We start from the raw sequence: 20,810 nt of genomic DNA, 5'->3' as shown, positions 1-20,810 counted from the left end.
CATGGTGAGTACACAAACCAAACATTTTCTAGGACTAAAAGGGGTAAGCGCAGATGAGATCATAAGCATCCTCGATCGCGCGGCCTATTTTGAACAGAGTCCTGCGAAAGTGACCAATCAATTTAATGGCAAATTCGTTTCCAACTTATTTTTTGAAAATAGCACAAGAACCCGTTTTTCCTTCGAACTGGCGCAAAAACGTCTAGGCGCAGATGTCCTGAACTTCTCGGCAGCGGAGTCCAGCGTACAGAAAGGCGAGTCCATCTACGACACAGTCCGCACATTGGAGTCGATGGGGATCGACGCTGGCGTTATCCGCTTGAAGCCGAACGGCGTGCTCCAGGAGCTCGCGGAGAAAATCAAAATCCCGCTTATTAATGCGGGTGACGGCAACAACGAGCATCCGACGCAAGCGCTGCTCGACTTCTACACGATGCGCAAGCAGTTCGGCGCCATCAAAGGGCTCACCGTCTCTATCGTCGGAGACATTCTGCACAGCCGCGTGGCACGCTCCAATCTGTGGGGACTGCTCGCACTGGGCGCGAAAGTGCAATTCTGCGCACCGGCCAGCATGCAGGCTCCAGAACTCGCAGAGTTCGCGCCATATGTGTCCTTCGACGAAGCGCTGAAAGCAGATGTCGTGATGATGCTGCGTGTGCAGCTGGAACGCCACGACACAGGGCTGCTTCGCTCCGCAGAGGAATACCGCGAGCAATATGGTTTAACGGTAGAGCGTGCAAGCCGTATGGCACCTCACGCGATCATCATGCATCCGGCTCCGGTTAACCGCAACGTGGAACTGGACGATGAACTGGTTGAACATGATAAATCAAAAATTTTCACACAAATTGCTCACGGCGTGCCGATTCGTATGGCAGTCATCGAACGAGCTTTATCATAAAACAGGGGGACTTACCACAATGGGCATTTGGATTCTAAACGGAACGACAGTTGACGTAAATAATGTACAAGCGAAGAAACACATTTTAGTTGAAAATGATAAAATTGCTCAGGTTCTGGACGCAGTTGAAGGTTCAGCGCCACAAACCGAAGGACATGAAGTCATCGATGCAGCAGGTAAATTGGTAACACCTGGCTTTATCGATATGCATGTTCACTTGAGAGAACCTGGGTTTGAACATAAAGAAAATATTGCGACGGGAACGCGTTCCGCTGCAAGAGGCGGATTTACAACGATTGCTTGTATGCCGAATACAAGACCCGTCATCGATACGGTAGAGACGGTGAATTACATATTGGACAAAGCAGCTACAGAAGGCGTAGTGCGTGTCCTTCCTTACGGCACGATTACCAAAAACGAGCTTGGCCGCGAGTTGACGGACTTTGCCGCGCTGAAAGAAGCGGGTGTCATCGGTTACACGGATGACGGCGTAGGCGTGCAAAGCGCGCAAATGATGAAGGATGCCATGGCGTTGGCCGCATCCATCGGAATGCCCATCATCGCTCACTGCGAGGATGATACGCTTGTCGTCGGAGCGCCGGTCAGCGAAGGCTCTTTCGCCAAGAAGCACGGCCTCAAAGGCATTCCAAATGAATCCGAAGCGATTCATGTTGGCCGCGACGTGCTGCTGGCTGAAGCAACCGGTGTTCACTACCACGTATGCCACGTTTCTACTGAGCAATCAGTTCGCTTGATCCGTCACGCGAAACAGTTCGGAATTAAAGTTACCGCAGAGGTTTGCCCGCATCACCTGGTGCTATCCGATGAAGATATTCCAGGGCTTGACGCGAACTGGAAGATGAACCCGCCGCTGCGCACACCGCGCGATGTGCAAGCCGTCATCGAAGGGCTTGAAGACGGGACGATCGATATTATCGTTACGGATCACGCTCCTCACTCGGAAGAAGAGAAGGAGAAGGGCATGATGCTGGCGCCATTCGGTATCCTTGGTTTCGAGACAGCTTTCAACCTGCTGTACACGAAATTTGTGCTGACCGGCAAGTGGACGCTTGGTTTCCTAGTAGACCGTATGACTAAGAAACCTGCTGACGTCTTCGGACTTCCATACGGAACGTTGAATGTAGGCAGCGTAGCAGACATTACAATTGTAGATTTGGAAACAGAACGCGAAGTCCTCAAAGAAGAGATTGTTTCACGCAGTAAAAACACACCGTTTATCGGATGGAAACTGAAGGGGTGGCCCGTTGTTACCATCGCTTCCGGAAAAATCGTTTATTCATAAAAACGACACGAACGATCTATACGGCAACCCGAAAATCGTGTATATTTATACAAACTGATCATTTTTTATGCAAGTCTACGCATAAAGATGGTAACAAATAAGCATGACATCTGCGATTCGTTAGAATCGTTGACAATAGTGAAGGAGCTGAACATACATGCAGGCAAGATTGTTGCTGGAAGACGGCACGCTTTTTACAGGAAAATCGTTCGGTAGTGAAGGAGAGTCCGTTGGTGAGGTAGTATTCAACACGGGGATTACAGGGTATCAGGAGGTCCTTTCCGATCCGTCCTACTGCGGTCAAATCGTAACGATGACTTATCCATTGGTGGGGAACTACGGTGTGATTCGTGATGATTTTGAATCCGTACGCCCATTCATTCATGGCTTTGTCGTTCGTGAACATGAAGAAATTCCAAGCAACTGGAGAGCGCAATACACGCTTGGCAGCTTGCTTAAGGAATACGGCATCGTAGGCATCAGCGGTATCGATACGCGCATGTTGACTCGTAAGATCCGTCACCACGGCGTTATGAAAAGCTTGCTGACAACTTCCAATAAATCAGTTGCCGAGCTAACTGAAATCCTGAGAGGAACTTCCCTCATGACAGATCAAGTTGCTCGCGTCTCCACGAAAAGCGTGTACGGAGCACCAGGTCACAAAGAGCGTATCGTATTGGTTGACTTTGGAGCAAAAAGCGGAATTATCCGCGATCTGAGCAAACGCGACTGTGACGTTGTTGTTGTGCCTCAAGATGCAACAGCGGAACAAATTCGCCGCCTTGCACCAGATGGTGTCCTGCTGTCTAACGGCCCTGGGGATCCCAAGGATGTTCCTCACGCTGTCGAAATGATCAAAGGTTTGCTTGGCGACATCCCGCTTTTCGGAATTTGCTTGGGTCACCAGCTGTTCGCCCTCGCTTGCGGCGCTGACACGGATAAACTGAAATTCGGTCACCGCGGCGGTAACCACCCGGTGAAAGATTTGGCTTCCGGCCGTTGCTACATTACTTCGCAAAACCATGGCTACACAGTGAAAGATGAGTCCGTTGCCGGAACTGATCTTGAAGTGACGCACATTAACAATAATGACCGTACAATTGAAGGTTTGAAACATAAGAAATTCCCAGCTTTCTCGGTTCAATACCATCCGGAAGCCGCACCTGGACCTTTTGACTCCAGCTATCTGTTCGATGATTTCATCTCGATGATTCGTCAGCACAAACTAGATCATCCAGAACAGCCGCGCCAAGCACAAATGCTTGCTCAATGGAAAGCGTCCGCGGCATCGACATCTGTAAGTAAAGCTTACGAAGCAAGTTTTGCTGAAGCAAAACTCTAGGGAGGAACTGTAATATGCCAAAAAATAATACACTTAAAAAGATCCTCGTTATCGGTTCCGGTCCGATCGTTATTGGTCAGGCAGCGGAATTCGACTATGCGGGAACACAAGCTTGCCAAGCATTGAAAGAAGAAGGCATGGAAGTTATCCTGATCAACTCCAACCCGGCTACGATCATGACGGATACGAACATGGCCGACAAAGTATATATCGAACCAATTACGCTTGAATTCGTTACACAAATCATCCGTCAAGAGCGTCCAGACGGCTTGCTTCCAACTTTAGGCGGTCAAACAGGTCTGAACATGGCGGTAGAACTTGCTCGCGCTGGAGTTCTTGAGAGTGAGAATGTGAAGCTTCTGGGTACTCAGCTTACTGCGATTGAGAAAGCGGAAGACCGCGATCTTTTCAGAGACTTGATGAGAGAGCTGGAACAGCCTGTACCAGATAGTGTTATCGTAACAACAGTCGCGCAAGCGGTAGATTTTGCTAATGAAATCGGCTTCCCGATTATCGTTCGCCCAGCCTACACACTTGGTGGTACTGGCGGCGGTATCTGTAACACGATGGAAGAACTGACGGATATCGTAGCTTCCGGAATTCGTTACAGCCCAATCGGACAATGTCTGGTTGAACGCAGCATCGCAGGTATGAAAGAAGTCGAGTATGAAGTTATGCGTGACGCGAACGACAACTGTATTGTTGTATGTAACATGGAGAATTTTGATCCAGTAGGCGTACATACAGGAGACAGTATCGTAGTAGCGCCAAGCCAAACATTGTCGGATCGCGAATATCAAATGCTTCGCTCCGCATCCCTGAAAATCATTCGCGCTTTGAACATCGAAGGCGGTTGTAACGTACAATATGCGCTTGATCCGCACAGCTTCCAGTACTATGTTATCGAAGTTAACCCGCGTGTAAGCCGCTCTTCAGCGCTTGCATCCAAAGCAACAGGTTACCCGATTGCCAAAATGGCAGCTAAAATCGCGATTGGTTACACGCTCGATGAGCTTGTAAATCCAGTAACGGGTCAAACGTATGCTTGCTTCGAGCCTGCACTTGATTACATCGTGTCCAAAATCCCGCGCTGGCCATTCGATAAATTCACGGCGGCTAACCGCAAATTGGGTACACAAATGAAGGCAACCGGCGAAGTTATGGCGATCGGACGCACATTCGAAGAGTCCATTCACAAAGCGGTTCGCTCGTTGGAAATTGGTGTACATCGTTTGTTCCTGAAGGAAACAGACCTTTTAGATAAAGAAACATTGGAATCCCGTTTGCAAAAACCTGATGATGAGCGCTTGTTCTTGCTAGCAGAAGCTTACCGCAGGGGTTATTCTGTAGAACAATTGCAAAATTTGACGAAAATTGATTGGTGGTTCTTGAACAAGCTTGAAGGTTTGATCAAGTACGAGAAAGAAATCGCCGCAAGTGAATTAACGGCTGATCTGATTTTTGAAATTAAGCGCAAAGGCTTCACAGACCGCGCTGTTGCTGAAATTCGTACGCTTGCTGGCTGCACAACATTCATTAACGAAGCGGATGTAAGAGCTTATCGCTTGAAGCAAAACATTAAACCTGTTTACAAAATGGTTGATACTTGCGCAGCGGAGTTTGAAGCTTCGACGCCATACTACTATTCAACTTATGAGCAAGAAGATGAAGTAACGGAAACATCGAAAGAGAAAGTCGTTGTACTTGGCTCCGGTCCGATTCGTATCGGTCAAGGGATCGAGTTTGACTACTCAACGGTACATGCTGTATGGGCGATTCAAGCTGCTGGTTACGAAGCTGTTATTATCAATAACAACCCAGAGACAGTATCCACGGACTTCAACACATCCGATCGCTTGTACTTCGAGCCATTGTTCTTCGAAGATGTGATGAACGTCATTGAACGCGAGAAACCAATCGGTGTTATCGTACAATTCGGCGGTCAAACGGCTATCAACTTGGCAGCTCCTTTACACAAAGCAGGAGTTCGCATTCTTGGTTCCGATCTGGAAAGCATCGATACAGCGGAAGATCGCAAAAAATTCGAAGCTTTGCTAAGCAAGCTTTCCATTGCTCAACCTCCAGGCGGCACAGTAACTTCTGTGAATGAAGCGGTTGGAACAGCAGCGAAATTCGGATATCCGGTTATCGTTCGACCTTCCTATGTCTTGGGTGGACGTGCGATGGAGATTGTCTACTCCGATGAAGAATTGCTGAGCTACATGGAATATGCGGTGAAAATCAACCCTGAGCATCCGGTTCTGATCGACCGTTATATGCTGGGCAAAGAGGTAGAAGTAGACGCGATTTGTGATAGAGAAACGGTGCTAATCCCTGGGATTATGGAACACGTTGAACGCGCAGGGGTTCACTCCGGCGACTCCATCGCGGTATACCCGCCGCAATCGCTCTCTGACGAAATTAAGGCGCAAGTTATCGAGATTACAACAAAAATCGGTCTGGAACTTAACGTAGTGGGCTTGGTAAACATCCAGTTCGTTATCCACAACGATCAAGTGTATGTGATCGAGGTTAACCCGCGTTCTTCCAGAACGGTACCGTTCTTAAGCAAAGTAACGAACATCCCGATGGCTAACGTGGCGACACGCGTCATTATGGGACAAAAGCTGGCGGATATGGGTTACCAAAGCGGTCTATGGCCGGAAGATAACTATGTCTCCGTGAAAGTGCCGGTATTCTCCTTCGCGAAACTTCGCCGTGTCGATACAACACTTGGACCTGAGATGAAATCCACAGGTGAGGTAATGGGCCGCGATACGAACTTTGCTAAGGCGCTATATAAAGGTTTAATCGGTGCGGGCATGAAAATCCCGGCTGCCGGTTCAGTCGTAGTAACGGTTGCTGACAAAGACAAGGAAGAAGCGATTGAAATCTTGAAAGGTTTCTACCGTCTTGGTTATAAAATCATCGCGACCGGCGGAACGGCTACAGCCATTGAAGAAGCTGGCCTTCCAGTCACAACGGTGCATAAATTGAGCGAAGGCTCACCGAACATTTTGGACCTGATTCGCAGCGGAGATGCACAATTTGTTGTCAACACGCTGACGAAAGGTAAAACGCCTGAGCGCGACGGTTTCCGTATTCGCCGTGAAGCGGTTGAGAACGGTGTGGTTTGTATGACATCGCTTGACACAGTAAGAGCACTCGTGAATATGCTTGAAGCGATCAACTTCTCCTCGCGCGCAATGCCGGTGCATGTCTAAGAAAGAGGTGACGGACTTGTCAGTATTAACTCGTACGGATGTTGCAGGACGCATTATGGTCGCGCTCGATTATGCGAATGCGGCAAGCGCCGAAGGGCTGCTGAAGCAGCTCGAGGGTATCCCTTGCTACGTGAAGGTGGGCATGCAGCTGTTCTATGCTGCAGGTCCAAGCTTCGTCGCGAGCCTGAAGGATCGCGGTTATAAGGTGTTCCTCGATGTGAAGATGCATGACATTCCGAACACGGTCAAAGGCGGCGCGGAAAGCGTAACGCGCCTAGGGGTGGATGTGTTCAACGTCCATGCCGCCGGAGGCAAGGACATGATGGTGGCTACCTTGGAGGGTGTCGACAAGGGATTGGCCGCAGGCGCTGCACGTCCGATCGTTATCGGCGTGACGCAGCTGACCAGCACCTCGCAAGCGGTGCTGAATGAAGAGATCGGCTTGACCGGCACGGTTGAGCAAGCCGTCATTCGTTATGCCCGCTTGGCGCATGCCGCGGGGCTTCAGGGCGTCGTCGCGTCACCGCTAGAGGTGACGGCGATTAAGGCGGCGTGCGGTGACGGGTTCGTCACCGTAACGCCGGGCATTCGCCCGGCAGGCGCGGATGTGGGCGACCAGTCGCGCATCATGACGCCAGGCGAGGCGTTTGCGCAGGGCACGGACTACGTCGTGATCGGCAGACCGATCACAGGTGCGGCGGACCCAAGGGCTGCATTGGAATCGATTATTGATTCCATCCTGTAGCACTTAACAACGGAAGGAACGGTGGAAGTAACATGAGTCAACTCGAAACGATTGCGAAGCATGTCGCGGCTTCCTTATTAGATATTCAAGCGGTAGCGTTAAGACCGCAGCAACCTTTTACATGGACATCGGGCTTGAAATCCCCGATTTATTGCGACAACCGTCTGACGATGTCACACCCGGCGATTCGCGAAGCGATCGCTGACGGCTTCGTCAGCTTGATTCAAGAGAAGTTCCCGGATGCAGAGGTAGTAGCCGGTACTGCAACGGCTGGCATCCCTCATGCGGCATGGGTCGCTCAGAAGTTAGGTCTCCCAATGATTTACATTCGCGATAAAGCGAAAGGCCATGGCAAGGAGAACCTGATTGAAGGTTCTGTAAAGCTAGGTCAAAAGGTCATCGTGATCGAGGACCTGATTTCAACAGGCGGAAGCTCTTTGAAAGCAGCGATTGCTGTCAAAGAAGCTGGAGCCATTCCGTTAGGCGTACTAGCCATTTTCTCCTACCAACTGGATAAAGCGACAGACGCTTTCCAAGCTGCGGAGATGCCGCTTCACACGCTTTCCAACTACTCGACGCTGCTTGAAGTAGCTTTAGAGAAGGGTGCAATCAAAGCTGAGGATATGGCCTTGCTCCGTTCATGGAGAGAGAATCCAGCCGCGTTTGGTGTATAGAAGGAATGCGAAGCGTTCAACTGGTTACCGCACCGGCGGCGCCACAAGTGGATGACATTCTCGACATCCACATATAAATGAAATGCGAAGAAGCCCTACCTTTTCGAAAAGGAGGGCTTCTTTTTTTATATTTATTCCTCGTTACTGGTTAATAGTTGGATAAATGTTTGCAAGGGCTGGGAGATCCACTTTTTGGGATGGAGAAGTAGTTGGATATCCAGCTTTAAATCTTCATGTGAAAAAGGAAGGGAAACAAGCCTTTTTTGTTCGAGTTCGCTCTGAACGACAATTCTAGGTAGCAGTGCGATCCCGAGCCCGTTCATGACACACTGTTTAATGGCCTCTAAATTGCCAAGTTCGAAGCCGATTTGGAGCGGGATGGCGTGATCTTTGAGCAGCTTTTCAAACATGCCCCGATAAATACAGCTTTCTTCTGTCACAATAAACTCAGTTTGTTGCAAGTCGCTAAGCTCAATGCGGTCTAGTTGTGTGAGCGGATGAGTTAATGGAGCAACGAGCAGCAATGGTTCTTCTTTAATTTTCGTACAGGTTAAGAGGGGCTCAGCCGGATATCGGTCCAAAAGCAAACCCAGATCGTAGTCGCCTTCTCTGACTTTGGTCATTAGGGAGGCTTCGCTGTCCGGATATAACTGAATATTGAGGCCGGGATAAAGCTGTTTCAAAGCTTGTAAATAAGGCGGAAGATAATAAGCGGCAAGAGAGTTGATCGTGCCAATCGTCAAAGTACCTGTGACCTGGCTTGCCACCATTTCTTTGGATTGATCATAGAGATCGAGCATCTGTACAGCCAGCTTCAGAAGGCTTTCACCAGGAGATGTTAGCCGCAGCTGCCGACCAAATCTTTCAAAAAGAGGTACCCCGTATTCACGCTCAAGCTTCTGAATTTGCATCGTAATGCTGGACTGTGCATAGCCTAATTCCTCGGCAGCCTTGGTAAAGCTCTTTCTTCGGGCGACCTCCCGAAAGGTGCGGAAATACGTTAAGTCCATGGCAGCCTCCTATCATTACTTCAAAATTATTGATGAGTAGTATCATTTATTATAGCTAACTGTGATTCAATATTCCATGCTAAAGTGGATGTACAACATCAAATTGACGGGGAGATGGCTTATATGTTAAAAGAAAAAGATTTGCATGGTGTGTATGTTCCTATCATCACGCCTTTTGATGAGGAAGGTGAGTTGGATGCTGCCTCCTTTTATAATCTTGCCTACAATTTGTTTCAAGACGGGATTGATGGCCTTGTCGTGAATGGAACGACAGGGGAATCCCCGACAATTGCGAGTGATGAACTAGGCGTTATGTTTGCAACCGCACAAGCTGCCCGAGATGCAGCCCATGTGCATGTCCCGCTTGTAGTGGGTACGGGCACGAATGATACACGTTCTACGGTACGTAAGACAGAAGAAGCTGGAAAACTTGGCGCTGACAGTGTTTTAGTCGTGGTACCGTATTATAATAAGCCTAGTCAGCAAGGAATTATTGAGCATTTTCGCCGTGTTGCGAGTGTGGGTGTGCCCGTGATTCTCTATGAAGTTCCTCATCGTACAGGGGTGAAATTAGAACTCAATACGGTTCGGACGATTCTCGAACTGGATGGTGTGATTGGAATGAAAGACAGTACGCCCAACACTAAGTTAGTTTCGGAGCTTACTAGATTGGGCTCGAAGCCGATTTTGTGCGGAGAAGATACGTTGCTTTTCGAGGCTCTTCAATCCGGAGCAAAGGGGGTAATGAGCGCATCTGCGAATGTGCAGACAGAGCGGTTTATAGCGTTTTACCGCCATTTTTTGGCAGGGCAGCAGGAGAAAAGCAAGGTGCTTTTTGAAGAGTTGCTTCCGCTGATCCGCCTGCTTTTCCAAGAGCCTAATCCAGCTCCACTGAAATGGCTGCTTGAGCAGCAAAGCGTCATTGAATCGGGTACGCTTCGTTTGCCGCTTATGCCAGTATCGGAAGGTTTGCGCGTTAATCTTGCATCTTATCTGTAAAAGGAGAGTTGAGTGAGTGATGACTCGAACAAAAGTATTTACAGGCTCGCCTTGGGAGCCAACAGTAGGCTATTGCCGCGCAATCCGAGTAGGGAATCGCATTGAGGTCGCTGGTACAACAGCGATGAGGGATGGTGAAGTCGTTGGAGAAGGCAACGCTTATGAGCAAGCGCGTTATGTGCTTGAGACGATAGAGAAAGCACTCTTAGAACTTGGAGCCACCATGTCGGATGTCATACGTACGCGGATGTTTGTGACGGATATTTCCTTATGGGAAGAATTCGGCCGTGCGCACGGGGAATTTTTCCGGGAAGTTCAGCCTGTGGCAACAATGGTTGAGGTGAAAGCTTTAATTGATCCCAGGTTAATGATTGAGATTGAAGTAGAGGCGTTGATGACCGAAGAATAGAGATGCACTTTCACGCTAAAAAATAAATAGCGCTTTTCCATTTTGTCGTAGATGTCATGTCGCTGACAAGAGGAAAAAGCGCTATTCGCGTTGCTGCTTGCTAACCGACCCGTTTACCAAGAATAATCAGGTCTCGTTCGATTCCGTCAAGCTCGGCAATGCCAGGCAGATGCGCCCAATTTTCAAAACCAAATTTACGGAAAAGCTGCAAACTAGGTTCATTATGGCCGAAAATAAAGCCGAGCAAAGTCTTAAGCCCTAATTTTGGACAAGCTTCTAAAGCCTGCTCCATGAGGTACCGGCCGATTCCTTGACCGCGGCACGCTTCGTCTATGTAAATGCTGACTTCTGCCGTGGCATTATAGGCCGGACGGCCATAAAAGGATTGAAAACTAAGCCAGCCGCAGATTCCGCTGCCATTTTCCAGTACCCATAAAGGCCGGAAATCGGCGGAGTGTTCATGAAACCAGCCTTCACGACTGGCTGTCGTAACGGGTTCCGTATCTGCAGTAACCATACGCCCTGCGACGGTTGAATTATAAATACGTACGATATCCGCGAGATCTTCCAAGTTGGCATCGCGGAGAGATAGATTGGTTGTGCTCATGATGTTCGCTCATTCCTCTCATGCTTTCTCATTTCGTGCAGTGAGTTTCAGCCAGAAGCGACTGATTGTCTCCGTTCCCTTTTCCCAATTGATCAAATGGAAATGCTCATTAGGTGCATGCAAGTTCTCACCCGGAAGGCCAAAGCCGAGCAGAACAACAGGGGCGTCCAGCACGCGGCCCAACACTTCCACGATTGGAATAGAGCCTCCGCTTCGGGTGTACACAGGCCAAACGCCGTAAGTATCTTCAAAGGCTTCTGCAGCTGCAACCATGACGGGCTCGTCGATTGGCGTAATAAATGGATTGCCGCGTAGTTGACGATCGAGAGTTACTTTAACGCCAGGCAAATCTTGGGCATGTATATGCGCTTCAACGGCATTCATGATCTCATCCGGGACTTGCACGGCAACGAGACGGCAGGCAATTTTGGCCGAAGCACGGTTCGGGATAATCGGTTTAATCCCTTCACCTTGAAAACCGCCGCTCACTGAAGTTATTTCCAAAGTGGGTCTGGACGTTGTTTGTTCGTAGAACGAGAATCCTTTTTCCCCATATAACTTGTCGACATTTAGATCGGTCCGGACTTTATTTTCATTAGGTTCAACTTGTTTAAAAGCTTCGCGCTCTTTGTCTGAAAGCTCAATGACACGATCGTAGAAGCCTTCGACGGCTACCCGGCCATCGGTATCATGAAAAGAGCTTAGCAGCTTTGTTAAAGCATGAATCGGATTCTGGACAGCCCCGCCAAATAGCCCGGAATGCAGATCGCTGTTCGCTCCATCGATTGTAATCTCAAAACCGGCAAGACCACGCAAACCATACATAAGCGCCGGTTTGCCAGGGCCGTGCATCTGAGTATCCGAGAGGGTAATAGCGTCAGCCTGCAATTTGTCTTTGTACTTTTCTACAAAGGGAGGGAGGTTTTTACTGGCAATTTCTTCTTCACCTTCAATGCAGAATTTCACGTTTACTGGAAGACTGCCCTGTGTGCGCAGGAAAGCTTCTACCACTTTTACATAAAGCAGAAGTTGACCTTTATCGTCGGTACTGCCACGAGCAAAAAGCTTCCCGTCACGAATGACAGGCTCGAAAGGCGGAGTATTCCATAATTCCATTGGGTCAGCCGGTTGAACGTCATAGTGTCCATAAATTAGCACGGTCGGTTTACCTTCCGCATGCAGCCAGTCCGCATAAACGACTGGATGACCGCCTGTAGGCATAATTTCAATATTTTCTAGACCTGCATTTTTTAGGGATTCAGCTACCCAATCTGCACAGCGCTTCATATCCGGTTGGTGTTCGGCAACAGCACTAATACTTGGAATCCGCAAAAATTGCATCAATTCCTCTATGTGTTGGTCTCTTTGCTCTTCCAAATAGGTTTTGATTGTTTCAATCATGTCGGTATTCTCCTTCTTTGTAAGCAATTCTAAATAAGCTACTTCTTTTAACTTCCCCAAAGGGCGGGAAAATCCTGCAAATGAATGCTGCTGTTTCACATTTTGTAGGAGAGTTGCATGCAGCTAAGGGAAGCGGGTATTATTGTAAAGCCAAATAAACGGAACCGTGACGGTTTAGGAGGAGTAAACATGCAGCTTGTTTGTAAAACAGAACGAATGTCTTTGGTTCGTTTAGATCCAGCTTCATCTGAGCTGGTGCTTGATTATGTGAATCGCAATCGTGCTTTTTTGAAGGAATGGGAAATTGAGCGCAATGAGCTGTATTATACGAATTCGCATCAAGCTGATTTACTTGAGAAAGAAGTTAAACTGATCGAGGACGGCCTGCTGCTGAAAGTATGGATGTTGTACGAAGACAGCGTGATTGGGTCGATTTCTCTAAGCAATATTGTCAGAGGAGCTTTTCAATCCTGCCATTTAGGTTATCGAATGGATGGAAGTCTCGTCAATCGAGGGCTTATGACGGAGGGTGTCAAGGCAATGATTGATTATGCTTTTGAGGTTATGGGGCTGCACCGAATAGAAGCCAACATCATGCCACGTAATGCTGCCTCTTTGAGGGTTGTGGAGAAGCTGGGTTTCTATGAGGAGGGCTTAGCGCTGAAATATTTGAAAATTCATGGTGTTTGGGAGGACCATATTCATATGGTGCTGCGAAATACGGCTATGGAGTAGAAGCGGTAGATGTAGATAAGGATCATCTTAAAAGTCTGTAAGGACTTTCAGGATGGTCCTTTTTTGGATAAAATTAGGTATTTTGTTGTATAACATTATTTTACAAATGATAGTATATTTTAATAGATTCATACATAAGAACATTCGTGCTTAAAAACTTTCAGGAAATTTTCAGTTTCGTGGAACTTTTTGAAAACATCCTTCGTCTAATTTATCATACAGGTTATTTTGGAAATGAAAGGAAGAAGTACCATATGGCGAATTGGTTTCGCAAAAATAACAGGGCTGAGCCAGTAGGTACAGAGGATTTGCAGTACCACGAGTTGCAAGCAGCTCCGCACACACAAGATTCGCCGTTGTTAACGGTAACGGGTGTTCATCGCTCTTTTCAAGTCGGTGGCGAACGTTTAGAGGTGCTCAAAGGTATTGAGATGGAGCTCAGACCGCTTCAGCTTGTGATGCTTAAAGGCCGCTCAGGCTCAGGTAAAACAACACTTTTGAATTTGATTGGGGGGCTTGATCAGCCGAATGAAGGAGAAATCATGTTCCTAAATCATGCTTTTCATTTAGGAAGCGACAATGAGCGAACGTTAGTTCGTCGAAAGGAGATCGGCTTTATTTTTCAATCGTATGCCTTAATGCCGTTGTTATCAGCATGGGAAAATGTGGAGCTCGCACTTCGCATGGCGGGTGTTCCCCGGTCTGAATGGAAGGAAAGGGTAGCCTATTGTCTTGAACTCGTCGGGCTTGGTAAGCGAATGTACCATCGTCCTTTCGAACTGTCTGGCGGTGAGCAGCAGCGTGTTGCCATTGCCAAGGCGATTGCGCATCGACCTTCATTGATTTTGGCCGACGAACCGACGGCAGAGCTGGACTCCCAGATGGGAGCACAAATCATGTCCGTTTTTCGCAGTATGATTGCAACGGAGCAGGTAACAATTTGTATGACGACCCATGACCCTACGATTTTGGAGGTTGCCGATCATGTTTACGAAATGGTGGACGGGAAATTCGTCTCCTAACTGGAGAAAGCCCGTAACTGCACTACTTATCTGTACGACACTTATTTTATCTTCCGGCTGCTCGCTGCTGCCAAAGGAACAGGAAGAAGAGGCGCTTCCAAGCATTAATCCGCCTAAACTTTCCAAGAAGCCTGAATACACGGTGAAAACAGAAACACTTGAGACGAAAGTAAGAGGGAGCGGGCGTCTGATGGCGCTGCAGGAAGAGAAGCTGTTCTTCTCCGAAGATATGACTTCCAAACGGATCAGTGCCATTCTCGTGAAAAATGGCGATTCGGTTGAGAAAGGCCAGCCCGTTGCTGAGCTGGACGTTTCGGATATGGATAGCGATTTGAAGCGGAAGAAGCTAGAAACCCGCAAAGATGAGCTGACGATGATCGAAACGCTGCGGAAAGCGGACGAAATGACGCCGGAACAAATTGAGCAGGCGAAGATTGATTTTGAGCTGAAGCGGGAGGAACTCACGAAGCTAGAAACCCAAGTGAGTAAGGCGAAACTCCTTGCACCGTTTAGCGGAACAATTGTATCGGTTACAGCGAAGAAAGGCGACACGGTGAAGTCAGATGAGTCCGTCGCAACACTTGCGGACTTGAATGAATTGACGGTGGCGGCAAGCATAAGCGCAGACGATGCGAAGAAAGTCTCCATCGGGATGGATGTCCAAGTAGATATTAACTCTGCCGGACAGCACAAAGGCAAGGTCAAGCAGCTGCCGAATCCGCAAGCGGCAGGAAATAATAACGGCGGCTTCCCGGGAGGCGGGCAAGACGGGAAACAGGATTCAATCGATCAATATTTAGTCGTTCAGTTGGATGAATTTCCAAAAGGTCTGAATCGTGGAACACCGCTTAGCGTGACAATTATTACCCAAAGGAAAGAAAACGCGACAACGATACCGCTTGCGGCGCTTCGTTCCTATTCCGGCCGGAATTATGTGCAAGTGGTTGATAATCAGGGAAATAAGAAGGAAGTTGATGTGGAAATCGGTCAACAGACGTCAACGGATGTAGAGATTGTAAAAGGTCTTACCGCCGGACAGAAAGTAGTTGGTCGCTAATGTCTATTCCCATGCTGAGGTTTTTATTTCGGAAAATGTGGAATACCCGCTGGCTGACGCTCAGCACATTACTTGGTTTGATTATGGCTGTTGCGTTCACAACGAGCATACCGATGTATGCGGACGGGTCGCTGAAGCGAGTCGTAGCCAAATCGCTCGAAGAGAAGAGCAGCGGACTTCCGGCAGGATCCGTGCTTATGCGCTATCAAGCGGTTGGGACGGAACGTGCAGGGTTAGACGAGCTGAAAGACGTCAATGTGTACATAGGGGAAGAAATTCCCAAAGAAATTGGGTTTCCGGTTGCAACGTTCGCCAAAAGCTACACGATCAAAGCAGCTCAAATAACTCCTGTTGATGCATCGAAAGTAGATCCCAGCAAGAGGCGGCAAATGGCGCTTACTTCATGGAGTGAGCTGAATAATCACGTGGACTGGTCTATCGGTCAAATGGCTTCGGATCAAGTGCAGAACGGTATTCTGGAAGCTGTTGTTTTGGATGAAGCTCTGTACCGGAATGATTTGCACATCGGCGATGTGTTCAACTACTCGGTCTCTGGCGCAGGAGGCAGTCAACTGCTTAAGGTAAAGATTGTCGGCTCATTCAAGCCAAAAAATGAAACGGATGCCTATTGGTTTCAAGGTTTAGAGGGCTTACTTAACTCACTTATCGTAAGTGATGATGTTTTTATGAAGACGTTGTTAACAGAGAAGAAAATTCCGCTTCAGTTGGCTAATTGGTATTATGCTTTCGACCTGCGGAATATTCAAACAAGTCAGTTGTCACCGTTAGATCACCGTCTGGAGAGGTTGGACATCAACCTGTTCCAGAAACTCAAAAATACGAAGGTCGATGTTTCCTTCAAGCCGATGCTTGCTGAATTTAAGGCGCAAAGCTTGCAGATGCAAATTTTATTATTTACGTTAGCAGCACCTATGATTGCCATGGTTTTTTATTACATTGTTATGAATGCCAGACAATCACTGGATCGGCAGCGGGGAGTTATTGCCACTTTGCGAAGCAGGGGCGGCAGTACGAAGCAAATCATTGGCATTTATTTTCTGGAAGGTTTATCGCTAGGGATCATAGCGTTGGTGGTTGGACCGTTCATGGGTTGGTTCATGGCCAAGAGTATAGGTTCTTCCAGCGGGTTCCTGACTTTTGTTGACCGAAAATCAATTCCAGTCAGTTTTACCAAGGAAGCATTGCTGTACGGCGGGCTTGCTGTTCTAATCGCCATCCTGGCAAGTGTAATTCCTGCCGTTCTTTTCGCTAAAGCTTCGATCGTGAACTATAAGCAGCTTCTTGCTAGATCTGATCGATCTCCACTATGGCAGCGCTGGTTTCTAGACATTGTACTGCTCGGTGTTGTTGGTTATGGCTTTTACCTGTTTGATCAGCGTCAGGTGTTGTCTGTACAGACTGGTCTAACGACCGATCAACTGCAAGTTCATCCGCTATTGTTTTTTGTGCCTGCACTCTCGATTTTCGCGTTGGGAATATTCTTTTTACGAATATTCCCGTGGCTGCTGCGCTTTTTTGGATGGCTTGGGCGGAGATTCCTTCCTGTGCCTCTCTACTTAACACTTGTGCAGCTTTCCCGGTCGGCCAAAGCTTACTATCCTTTAATGCTGCTGTTGATTCTTACACTGGGACTCGGCGTATACAATTCTTCAGCGGCACGCACGATTGACCTGAATTCCACAGAGCGAACGCTCTATCAGTATGGAACGGATGTGGTGCTGCAAACCGTATGGGAAGGCTTCTCCGATGATCTGCCGAAGGATCCTAATGCAGGTGGAAATTCCGGTGGCTCTCAAGGCGGCGGCTCAGGAGGTAATAACGGCGGCAATGGTGGTTCCGGTAATGGAGGAAACGGTGCTGGCGGTGGCCAAGGAGGTCAGGGCGGTCAAGGTGGTGGAAATCCAGGAGAGGAAACACCATCGAAGATTCGCTATGTCGAGCCGCCATTTCAAGTTTTTCGCGAGCTTGAGGGCGTTCAGGCAGCGGCAAGAGTTCTGCAAACCAAAGGCAATGTCGTGGTTTCCGGGAAATCGACGGGGCAAGGGCTTGTCATGGGCATTGATAATGTCGATTTTGCCAAAGTCGGGTGGTTCCGGCCAGATTTATTTCCAGCTCCTCCGTATCAATATTTGAATTTGCTTGGCAGCTATGAGCAAGCGGTCATTATTCCTTCTAATTATGCAAGTAAGTATGCACTGAAAGCAGGGGATCTGCTCTCGATTACCATTAGCCAGCAGCCTGTGGAATTTGTCATTGTCGGCATTCTTCCGTACTGGCCAAGTCAGTATCCCGATCAGACGCCATTTTTCATTACAAATTTGGATTATGTATACGATCAAGCGCCTATGGCTCCTTATGAAGTTTGGCTGAAAATGAAACCAGACGCGAAAGTGGCGCCGATTGTTACTGCTTTGCAAGAAAAGGGAATCGAGTTAGCTTCTGTGAAGGATGTTCGCAATGAGCTCATTGTCCAGAATAAGCTTCCAGCCAGAGGCGGAGTTTTCGGGATTCTAAGCTTAGGATTTCTCGTATCTGTCCTTGTGTCTTTAATCGGCTATATGTTGTACTGGTTCTTTAATCTATCAAGTCGTGTCGTGCAGTTTGGGGTCCTTCGCGCGATGGGGCTTTCCCGCAAGCAATTGACAGGCATGCTGCTGCTTGAGCAAGGCTTTACAGCAGGTTTATCGATTGCTTTAGGAATTGCGATAGGTAAGCTGACGAGCTATTTCTTTTTGCCTTTCTTGCAAACTTCTCAGAATGTGAAGACTCAGGTACCGCCTTTCCGGGTAGTTTTCGACTCCAAAGACACCAATCAACTCTATTTCGTTGTAGCTTTCATGATGGCAACAGGAGCTTTGCTGCTGTTCTTGCACATTAGAAGGCTGCGTGTTCATCAAGCTGTGAAGCTCGGGGAGGAGAAATAGAATGATTACTTGTGAAGGTTTAGTCAAAATTTACAAATCAGACGAAGTGGAAGTTGTCGCCTTGCAAGGATTGAACATCCAAGTTGACGCCGGTGAGCTCATGGCCATTATCGGGAACAGCGGAAGCGGTAAGTCTACATTATTGAACATTTTGGGCGGCCTGGATCGTCCTTCCGCAGGGCAAGTGAAAGTCGGCGATTGGGATTTGTTGAAAATCACAGATAAGCAGCTGGTAGAATACAAACGGCATACAGTCGGCTTCATTTGGCAAAATAACGCCCGCAATCTCGTTTCCTATTTGACCGCACTCGAGAATGTAGAAATGCCGATGATGCTCAGCGGGAAATATGATCCCGCCTATGCCAAGCAATTGCTGGAATGGGTCGGGCTTAGCCATCGGCTGAACAATAAACTGCAAGAGCTGTCAGGAGGCGAACAGCAGCGTGTTGCTATTGCGATTTCGCTTGCAAATCGTCCAAGGCTGCTGCTCGCCGATGAACCTACGGGGTCCGTAGATTCCAAAACGGCGGATATGATACTAAACATTTTTCAGCGTCTGAATAAAGAATTGGGAGTTACGATTGTGATTGTTACCCATGATTTATCCATGGCCGGAAAAGTGGGGCGAGTCGTTGCCATCCGGGATGGAATGACGAGTTCAGAGTTTATTGCGCGCAGTCCGTCACTTGTAGGCACGACGGGTATTGCGGGTGGACTTGCGAATAAGGATCATGAAGAGTTTGTTGTATTGGACCGCGCAGGCCGCTTGCAAGTGCCCAAAGCTTATCTGAACGCCTTGCAAATCGAAGGCAAAGCAACGATGGAGTTTGATGGCGAGAAAATTATGATTAAAGCGCCGAAAGCTATACCGACTTTTGGGGGTAAGGAAATGAATTCACATACTGACGGAGGTAAATCCAAATGAAATCAATTACACGTAAAATGGTCGCTACATCTTTGACCTTGGCCATGGTCGTCCCCCTTGCAGTGGCTTGTACCAAGGGTGAGAAAGCAGACGATAAACAGGAGCGGGTGCTTAAGATCGCCACATCCATGGGGTTCGGCGATGATGAGTATTTCCGACAACAGTTTACAGAAATATTTGAGTTCGCCAACCCGAATATTAAGATTGAAATGATTCCAACGATGGATGATAAGTATCGCTATGGCGGGGTGCAGCCTGGTGAGAAGATGCCGGATCCGATGGAGAAACTGAAAGAGGTCATGCAGGGGGATAACCCGCCGGATGTCGTGATGGTCGGCTTCGAACAGCTGCCGGATATTATTGAAAGCAATATGCTAACGCAACTGGATCCACTGATTACGAAAGATAAGTTCGATACGACAGGCATTGTGCCAGCTGTCATTGATGGAATCAAAAATGCGGGCAGCGGTAAATTGTATGCACTTGCGCCAACCTTCTCGTCCTCGGCATTGATTTACAATAAGAAAATGTTCACGGATGCCGGTGTTGATTTTCCGAAAGACGGCATGACGTGGGATGAGGTGTTTGATCTTTCCAAGCGGCTGACCAAAGGGGAAGGAGAGAACCGATTGAACGGCTTCTCATTCTCAACGCAAGCTCAAGGCGATTTGTTCTATGGCATGCAAATGTACACGGCTCCTCTGCAAATCAAGATGTTTGATGATGCTGGAGATAAGATGACGGTGGATACGGATCAGTGGGAAAAAGTATGGACGAAAATGGCACAGCTGCAAAAAGACAATGTGTTCCCTGAGCTTATGGATCCACAAAAGGGGATGAATCGGAAATTCGATCAAGAAAATCCTTTTGCCTATGACGATTTCATGTCGAACCGCTTGGCGATGGGAATTATTAATTACGGTCAAATTCAACAAATTACGAATGCGAACAAAAACGCTGCCAGCTACAAAGGATTTACACCGATTGATTGGGATGTTGTAACAATTCCTTCCCATCCTGAAGCGAAAGGCGTGGGAGGTTCCATTTATATGAATGGGATTATGGGGATTAACGCGAAAGCGCAAAATCCAGATGATGCCTGGAAATTCATTAAATTCGTGAATGGCGATGACTGGGCAAAACTGAAATCATACAGCTCTTATAACTTAGTTGCGCGTTCTAAGTATTTGAAACCGAAAGATGGTTTGGACTTCCATATGGAAGCATTTTACAATGTAATTCCTGCGCCATCGGATAATAACTTCAAAATTTACCGTGATAAGCCGAACATTTATCAAGTCCAAGAAATTGGCCATCAATTGTTTAATAATGTTTTACAAGGAAAAACGACGGCTCGTGAGGCACTGAAAGAATGGCAAACCCAAGGCGATGCAATGCTGAAGCAAATGAAGGAAAATCCAGGTGAACCACCGAAACCTATGACTATGCAAGCAGTGCCAGCCGGTTAATAACCATTAACGATCAGATGACAGTTACAACGATGAAGGAGG

The 20,810-nt window shown here is 47.8% G+C and carries 17 protein-coding genes; 14 read left to right on the top strand and 3 right to left on the bottom strand.

Annotated features, from left to right (window positions below):
• The first annotated feature begins 1 nt into the window (after position 1).
• The 6 genes from RQP52_RS10835 to pyrE all read left to right on the top strand — a co-directional run bounded on the left by RQP52_RS10835 (position 2) and on the right by pyrE (position 8,189).
• Positions 2–901: an aspartate carbamoyltransferase catalytic subunit gene (locus tag RQP52_RS10835; RefSeq protein WP_315951509.1), complete on the top strand. Its 900-nt coding sequence runs from the start codon at positions 2–4 to the stop codon at positions 899–901.
• A gap of 19 nt (positions 902–920) precedes the next feature.
• On the top strand, positions 921–2,204 hold the full coding sequence (locus tag RQP52_RS10830; RefSeq protein WP_315951373.1) for a dihydroorotase: 1,284 nt from the start codon (positions 921–923) through the stop codon (positions 2,202–2,204).
• A gap of 157 nt (positions 2,205–2,361) precedes the next feature.
• Positions 2,362–3,546 carry a carbamoyl phosphate synthase small subunit gene (locus tag RQP52_RS10825; protein ID WP_315951372.1) on the top strand — a complete coding sequence of 395 codons (1,185 nt, stop codon included), beginning with the start codon at positions 2,362–2,364 and terminating at the stop codon, positions 3,544–3,546.
• Positions 3,547–3,560: 14 nt separating this feature from the next.
• Positions 3,561–6,770, top strand: coding sequence for a carbamoyl-phosphate synthase large subunit (gene carB / locus RQP52_RS10820; protein WP_315951371.1), 3,210 nt, complete (start codon positions 3,561–3,563; stop codon positions 6,768–6,770).
• Positions 6,771–6,825: 55 nt separating this feature from the next.
• Positions 6,826–7,515, top strand: coding sequence for an orotidine-5'-phosphate decarboxylase (gene pyrF, locus RQP52_RS10815; RefSeq protein ID WP_315951507.1), 690 nt, complete (start codon positions 6,826–6,828; stop codon positions 7,513–7,515).
• A gap of 32 nt (positions 7,516–7,547) precedes the next feature.
• The gene (pyrE, locus tag RQP52_RS10810) at positions 7,548–8,189 is read left to right on the top strand and encodes an orotate phosphoribosyltransferase (RefSeq protein ID WP_315951370.1); all 642 of its coding nucleotides are present in this window, start codon (positions 7,548–7,550) and stop codon (positions 8,187–8,189) included.
• 131 nt (positions 8,190–8,320) lie between these two features.
• Here pyrE and RQP52_RS10805 read toward each other — a convergent pair whose 3' ends face one another.
• Positions 8,321–9,199, bottom strand: a complete 879-nt coding sequence (locus RQP52_RS10805) for a LysR family transcriptional regulator (RefSeq protein ID WP_315951369.1) — start codon at positions 9,197–9,199, stop codon at positions 8,321–8,323.
• A 123-nt stretch (positions 9,200–9,322) separates the two neighbouring features.
• Here RQP52_RS10805 and dapA point away from each other — a divergent pair, with 123 nt between their 5' ends.
• Together dapA and RQP52_RS10795 are read left to right on the top strand one after the other, a co-directional pair.
• Positions 9,323–10,198, top strand: a complete 876-nt coding sequence (dapA, locus tag RQP52_RS10800) for a 4-hydroxy-tetrahydrodipicolinate synthase (RefSeq protein ID WP_315951368.1) — start codon at positions 9,323–9,325, stop codon at positions 10,196–10,198.
• 19 nt (positions 10,199–10,217) lie between these two features.
• Positions 10,218–10,607 carry a RidA family protein gene (locus RQP52_RS10795; RefSeq protein WP_315951505.1) on the top strand — a complete coding sequence of 130 codons (390 nt, stop codon included), beginning with the start codon at positions 10,218–10,220 and terminating at the stop codon, positions 10,605–10,607.
• A 100-nt stretch (positions 10,608–10,707) separates the two neighbouring features.
• On the opposite strand, the gene RQP52_RS10790 is transcribed toward RQP52_RS10795, so the two are convergent.
• Both RQP52_RS10790 and RQP52_RS10785 read right to left on the bottom strand, forming a co-directional pair.
• Positions 10,708–11,214: a GNAT family N-acetyltransferase gene (locus RQP52_RS10790; protein WP_315951367.1), complete on the bottom strand. Its 507-nt coding sequence runs from the start codon at positions 11,212–11,214 to the stop codon at positions 10,708–10,710.
• Positions 11,215–11,232: 18 nt separating this feature from the next.
• A complete protein-coding gene (locus RQP52_RS10785) occupies positions 11,233–12,615 on the bottom strand; it encodes a dipeptidase (protein ID WP_315951366.1) in 1,383 nt (460 codons plus the stop codon).
• Positions 12,616–12,804: 189 nt separating this feature from the next.
• Here RQP52_RS10785 and RQP52_RS10780 point away from each other — a divergent pair, with 189 nt between their 5' ends.
• The 6 genes from RQP52_RS10780 (at position 12,805) to RQP52_RS10755 (ending at position 20,768) form a co-directional block, all read left to right on the top strand.
• Positions 12,805–13,350: a GNAT family N-acetyltransferase gene (locus RQP52_RS10780; protein ID WP_315951365.1), complete on the top strand. Its 546-nt coding sequence runs from the start codon at positions 12,805–12,807 to the stop codon at positions 13,348–13,350.
• 254 nt (positions 13,351–13,604) lie between these two features.
• Positions 13,605–14,372 (top strand): ABC transporter ATP-binding protein, encoded by a 768-nt coding sequence (locus RQP52_RS10775; protein ID WP_315951364.1) that lies wholly within the window; start codon positions 13,605–13,607, stop codon positions 14,370–14,372.
• Positions 14,335–15,429 carry an efflux RND transporter periplasmic adaptor subunit gene (locus RQP52_RS10770; RefSeq protein WP_315951363.1) on the top strand — a complete coding sequence of 365 codons (1,095 nt, stop codon included), beginning with the start codon at positions 14,335–14,337 and terminating at the stop codon, positions 15,427–15,429. The genes RQP52_RS10775 and RQP52_RS10770 overlap by 38 nt, the downstream gene beginning before the upstream one ends.
• The gene (locus RQP52_RS10765) at positions 15,429–18,374 is read left to right on the top strand and encodes an ABC transporter permease (RefSeq protein WP_315951362.1); all 2,946 of its coding nucleotides are present in this window, start codon (positions 15,429–15,431) and stop codon (positions 18,372–18,374) included. Before RQP52_RS10770 ends, RQP52_RS10765 begins: the two co-directional genes overlap by 1 nt.
• A 1-nt stretch (position 18,375) precedes the next feature.
• Entirely contained in the window at positions 18,376–19,299 is a 924-nt protein-coding gene (locus RQP52_RS10760) for an ABC transporter ATP-binding protein (protein WP_315951361.1), read from the top strand.
• A complete protein-coding gene (locus RQP52_RS10755) occupies positions 19,296–20,768 on the top strand; it encodes an ABC transporter substrate-binding protein (RefSeq protein ID WP_315951360.1) in 1,473 nt (490 codons plus the stop codon). Before RQP52_RS10760 ends, RQP52_RS10755 begins: the two co-directional genes overlap by 4 nt.
• Positions 20,769–20,810: the final 42 nt, after the last annotated feature.

Origin of the sequence: Paenibacillus violae, from assembly GCF_032461945.1 — a bacterium.
Lineage (GTDB): Bacteria > Bacillota > Bacilli > Paenibacillales > NBRC-103111 > Paenibacillus_E > Paenibacillus_E violae.
The sequence above is the reverse complement of the archived record's forward strand: the minus strand, read 5'-3'. Positions and strand labels throughout refer to the sequence as shown.

Coding starts and splice junctions, on each gene's coding strand:
- RQP52_RS10780 (WP_315951365.1), top strand. CDS start 12,805: ATGCAGCTTGTTTGTAAAACAGAACGAATGTCTTTGGTTCGTTTAGAT.
- RQP52_RS10805 (WP_315951369.1), bottom strand. CDS start 9,199: ATGGACTTAACGTATTTCCGCACCTTTCGGGAGGTCGCCCGAAGAAAG.
- RQP52_RS10765 (WP_315951362.1), top strand. CDS start 15,429: ATGTCTATTCCCATGCTGAGGTTTTTATTTCGGAAAATGTGGAATACC.
- pyrF (WP_315951507.1), top strand. CDS start 6,826: ATGGTCGCGCTCGATTATGCGAATGCGGCAAGCGCCGAAGGGCTGCTG.
- RQP52_RS10755 (WP_315951360.1), top strand. CDS start 19,296: ATGAAATCAATTACACGTAAAATGGTCGCTACATCTTTGACCTTGGCC.
- dapA (WP_315951368.1), top strand. CDS start 9,323: ATGTTAAAAGAAAAAGATTTGCATGGTGTGTATGTTCCTATCATCACG.
- RQP52_RS10825 (WP_315951372.1), top strand. CDS start 2,362: ATGCAGGCAAGATTGTTGCTGGAAGACGGCACGCTTTTTACAGGAAAA.
- RQP52_RS10790 (WP_315951367.1), bottom strand. CDS start 11,214: ATGAGCACAACCAATCTATCTCTCCGCGATGCCAACTTGGAAGATCTC.
- RQP52_RS10760 (WP_315951361.1), top strand. CDS start 18,376: ATGATTACTTGTGAAGGTTTAGTCAAAATTTACAAATCAGACGAAGTG.
- RQP52_RS10835 (WP_315951509.1), top strand. CDS start 2: ATGGTGAGTACACAAACCAAACATTTTCTAGGACTAAAAGGGGTAAGC.
- RQP52_RS10795 (WP_315951505.1), top strand. CDS start 10,218: ATGACTCGAACAAAAGTATTTACAGGCTCGCCTTGGGAGCCAACAGTA.
- RQP52_RS10770 (WP_315951363.1), top strand. CDS start 14,335: ATGTTTACGAAATGGTGGACGGGAAATTCGTCTCCTAACTGGAGAAAG.
- RQP52_RS10775 (WP_315951364.1), top strand. CDS start 13,605: ATGGCGAATTGGTTTCGCAAAAATAACAGGGCTGAGCCAGTAGGTACA.
- RQP52_RS10830 (WP_315951373.1), top strand. CDS start 921: ATGGGCATTTGGATTCTAAACGGAACGACAGTTGACGTAAATAATGTA.
- RQP52_RS10785 (WP_315951366.1), bottom strand. CDS start 12,615: ATGATTGAAACAATCAAAACCTATTTGGAAGAGCAAAGAGACCAACAC.
- pyrE (WP_315951370.1), top strand. CDS start 7,548: ATGAGTCAACTCGAAACGATTGCGAAGCATGTCGCGGCTTCCTTATTA.
- carB (WP_315951371.1), top strand. CDS start 3,561: ATGCCAAAAAATAATACACTTAAAAAGATCCTCGTTATCGGTTCCGGT.